The 4,231-nt window shown below is 69.3% G+C and carries 3 protein-coding genes; all 3 read right to left on the reverse strand.

From position 1 onward, the window contains the following. Positions 1 to 875 (reverse strand): SPFH domain-containing protein (locus tag IH13_RS0122930; protein ID WP_031087340.1); only part of this gene is annotated, 875 nt, incomplete at its 3' end. 608 nt (positions 876 to 1,483) lie between these two features. Beyond that, on the reverse strand, positions 1,484 to 2,704 hold the full coding sequence (locus IH13_RS0122935; protein WP_031087342.1) for an FAD-dependent monooxygenase: 1,221 nt from the start codon (positions 2,702 to 2,704) through the stop codon (positions 1,484 to 1,486). After that, positions 2,701 to 4,098, reverse strand: a complete 1,398-nt coding sequence (locus IH13_RS0122940; RefSeq protein ID WP_031087343.1) for an MFS transporter — start codon at positions 4,096 to 4,098, stop codon at positions 2,701 to 2,703. The genes IH13_RS0122935 and IH13_RS0122940 overlap by 4 nt, the downstream gene beginning before the upstream one ends. Positions 4,099 to 4,231: the final 133 nt, after the last annotated feature.

Raw genomic sequence — 4,231 nt, forward strand, 5'->3', positions numbered from 1 at the left:
GGGGCAGAGGGCTGCGGCTGTGGGTTGAGACCGGCAGCCATCCGCTGGCCCGCGGCCATCCCGAGCCCCAGCCCCATGCCTTCACCGACGCCACTGCCGGGCGTGCTCGCCGCGGCGGCGAGCGCGTCGGCTGCCTGGAACTGGGTGTACTGGTCGAGATTGCCCGCGATACCCATCCTGGCACGGGTGTCGATGGCCTCCTCGACCTCTGGAGGCAGCGAGATGTTCTCGATGATGAACGTGGGGACGGCGATACCGACCGGCTTCAGCTCCTGGGTGAGCACACCCGCAAGCCTGGTGCCGATGGACTCCTGCTGGGTCGCCAGATCCAGCATCGGAACGCCTGAGGTGGCGAGCGCGCTGCCCAGTTTGCCGACGATCAGCTGGCGCAGGTAACCCTGCACCTCCTCGGTACGGAACTGAGGGTCGGTACCCGCCAGTTCGCGCAGCAGTGCCGCAGGATCGACCACCCGCGCCGCGTAGGCTCCGAAGGCCCGCAACCGCACCATTCCGAACTCGGGGTCGCGGACGATGACCGGGTTCTGCGTGCCCCACTTCATGTCGGTGAACTGGCGGGTGGTGACGAAGTACACCTCAGCCTTGAACGGCGAGTCGAAACCGTACTTCCAGCCCTTCAGCGTGGACAGCAGCGGCATGTTCTGGGTCTGCAGGGTGTATGTACCCGGCTGGAAGACGTCCGCTATGCGGCCCTCGTTGACGAAGACCGCGGTCTGCGACTCACGTACGACGAGCTTGGCGCCCATCTTGATCTCGTTGTCGTGACGCGGGAATCGCCACACGATGGTGTCCCGGCTGTCGTCGGTCCACTCGATGATGTCAATGAATTCCCCGCGGATGCTGTCGAACAGCCCCATGGAAACCTCCCCCGCTCGGTGATGCGCCCCACTCCGGATCCGTCATGGAAAGATAGCAACCGGCAGTGACAGGCCTCCGGCCGTCCCGGTCCTCAACCGCGCGGCGGCTTGCGAGACAGCTGAACGAGACAGCTGAAGCGTTGCCTGAAGCGCGGCTCGGATCGGCATCCCGGCCGCTGCAGGCACCGACTCCTCATCGGCGGTGCTGCCCGCTGCGGTCGAGGGATCGGACCGGGATCGAGGGCGGTCTCCGCGTTCGCAGCCGTCTCTACCGCCCTCCTCCCAGGCCGCCCGCCACCGGAGGGCCCTCAACACCTTGCCCGTTGTACGGGCGTTCGGTTGCGTTTCCATGGAGCTTGTGCTTTCGCACAGCTTCCGTGCCTTGCAGCCGTAGCGGTCGCCGGGCACGGGCCGGCGGAGTGGGACGACAAGACGTGGGTCGGCGCGCCGATGGCGACCTGGTGGTCGGTCGAGTAGCGGGGGACCGGGGGCCTTCCGCTCGGGCAACGGCTCCGTCGCGACCGGGCGGAGCCTGTGGACGTCCTGATCCGGTTCACGCCGGTCCGGCGAACTGGTCGACGGGGGAGGCCGCTTCCTCTCACATCCCGTCACACCACAGGCATGAAGTCGGGCAGGACGAGGGCCGAATGGGCAGGTCGCGCCTTTGTGGGGGGAATCGAGGTGAGTTCGCGCAGTCGGGCGTTGCGTTCTTCCAGCGCCTGTGCGGTGGTAGGGAAAAGGGTGGCACCGCCCTTGCCGACCAGCGCCTGGTTGGCCGTCACGAAGCCACGGGTGTCCAGTTCGTAGGCGGCGAAGCCGGAGGAGTGGTCCCGGTCGGCCAGGGAAGCGGCGAGCATGTACGCGCCGACGAGGGCAAGGCTGGTGCCCTGACCGGTGAGGAACGAGGGTGCCCACGCGGCGTCGCCCACCAGGGCGACTCTGCCGTCGGACCAGCGGGGCGTGCGGATCTGGCTGACCGCGTCGAAGAACAGGTCGTTCCCATCCCGCATCGCGGCCAACATGCCCGGCACCTCCCACCCCGCGTCGGCGAATGCCGATTCCACCAGGGCGCGTTGGGCTCGAGGGTCCGGGAACGCGCCGAACGGCGGGTGGGGGTGGGCGAAGTTGAGGAAGGCGTGCACGTCGTCGTGGTCCCCCACGGCGTAGAGGGCCGCTGCCCTGCCCGGCGTGTTCCACATCACGGTCTCGTGGGAGAGGCCGAACGTGTTGGGCATGGTGAACACGGCGAAGCAGTAACCGAGGTACCGGTGGAACTGCTCCTCGGGTCCCCACAGCATCCGGCGGGTGTGCGAGTGCAGACCATCCGCGCCGAACACCACGTCGAACCTACGGGTGCCGCCTCCGCGGAAGGCGACGTCGATGCCGTGATCGTGCTCGTCGAGGGTTGCGATGGCGTCGTTGGACAAGAACTCCACATCGTCACGGACCGCCGCGTGAAGAGCATCGGACAGATCCCCGCGCCGCACCTCGAGGTCGTGCCCCGCAACGCCGCCGGTGACGGAGTGGGGATGGACCGAGGCCACCTCGCCGCCGTCCGCGGCGAGGAAGGTGAGCCGGCGCAGGTCGATGTGCGCGTCCCGCAGCCGCGGCAGGATTCCCATCCGCCGGACGACCTCGAGTGCGGTGCCGCGCAGGTCGACGGGGTAGCCGCCGCTTCGGAGTGCGGGGGCCTTCTCGACCACCGTCACCTCGAACCCGAGACGGTTCAGCCAGAACGCGAGGGCCGGCCCGGCGACGCCGGCCCCGGAGATCAGGGCCTTGCGCCGCGGCACAGCGCGGCTGTGCTTCAACTGATGTGCGGACGTCATGCTGTGACTCCTCTGCGCATGGTGCGGGCGACAAGCAGGGACAGGGCCGTGACGGCGCCGGCGATGACGAAGCCCGTCACGAAGGCTGATTCGTCCGGGACGTCGGACCCGGACGGGGTTGCGGCGGTGAGGAGCGTGCCACTGGCCTGCACGCCCACGGCGAAGCCGATGACGCGGGTCACCAGGACCAGGCTGGTGGCGATGCCGGTGTCACCCTGATCGACGGAAGTGGCGGTGCTGGTCACCAGCGCTGTCACACACAGCCCGTTGGCGAGCGCGATCATCATCTTGCCGATGACGAGGTGCCAGACCTCGGTGTGCACGGCCCCCAGGACGATCAGGGAAGCCGCCAGAACGACGATCCCGGCGGTGATGACCGCGCGCGAGCCGAACCGCCGCGCCCCGATCCCGCCGACCGGCCCGGCCAGAGACGCGGCGACCGTGCCGGGCAGCAGGTAGAAGCCGATCGTGGTGGCGTCGGCCCCGAAGCCGTAGGCGTCGTCGGACACCGCGAAGAGTTGCGGGACGAGATGGACCGCCGCCGAGGTACCGACGCAGATCATGAACGTCAGCACGCACGGCTTCCACACCGCAGGCCGGGACAGCATGCGCAGATCGACCATCGGTGACGCCACTCGGCGCTCCACGGCCGTCCACCCGGCCACGAGGGCGGCCAGGAGCACGAGGAGGACCGCGAGCACGAGGGGCTGCGAGCCGAGGTCGGGCGCCATCGAGAGGACGAGCATCAGCGTGACCAGGGCGCCGCTCAGGAGGGCCAGGCCGGGCCAGTCGATCCCGGCGTCGTCGGGCCGGCCCGGTCGGTCCTGCGGCATGAGCCTGTTCACCAGTACGGTGGCCGCGATCACGACGACCGTGGGCAGCGCGAACATCCAGTGCCGGGACAGTCCTTCGGCCACGGGCCCGGCGGCCAGCGTGCCCGCCATCCCGCCGCCGACGAACAGGCCGCTGACCACGCCGATGGCGACCTTGGACTCCCCCTGAGGGAGGTGTTCGCGCACCAGGATGAAGGAGAGAGGCAGCGCGCCGACCATCGCCCCCTGGAGGATCTGGCCGACCAGCAGTACGGGGAGGTTCGGGGCCGCGGCGGACACCAGGCCGCCGGCCGAGACCACCGCCATCAGCCGGATCAGGACCCGTTTTCCGCCGTAGCGGTCACCGAACTTTCCCGCCACCGGAGTGATGAGCGCGCCGGTGATCATGAGGACGATGCTGAGCAGTGCTCCTTCGGCGGGACTCATGTCCAGCTCGCGTTGCAGGAGCGGGAGTGTCGGCGTCACCACCGACTCCAAGGCGCCGGTGGCCACTGCCAGCATGCCGAGGGCCCCGATGGCGGCCTTTCCGACAAGGGTCGGCGGGGCCTGGGGTGTGGTCATGCGCGTCCTTCCCGTCGATTCAGGGCGGGTTGAGGTCGTCCGGTCGTGCCATGCAGCGACCGTGTGGGCCGTCGGTGGCGCGATCACGGAACCGCTGGTCGGGGACGTGGGCGAGCCGGTCGTGGCTGGGACT

Source organism: Streptomyces sp. NRRL WC-3549, assembly GCF_000721935.1.
GTDB lineage: Bacteria > Actinomycetota > Actinomycetes > Streptomycetales > Streptomycetaceae > Streptomyces.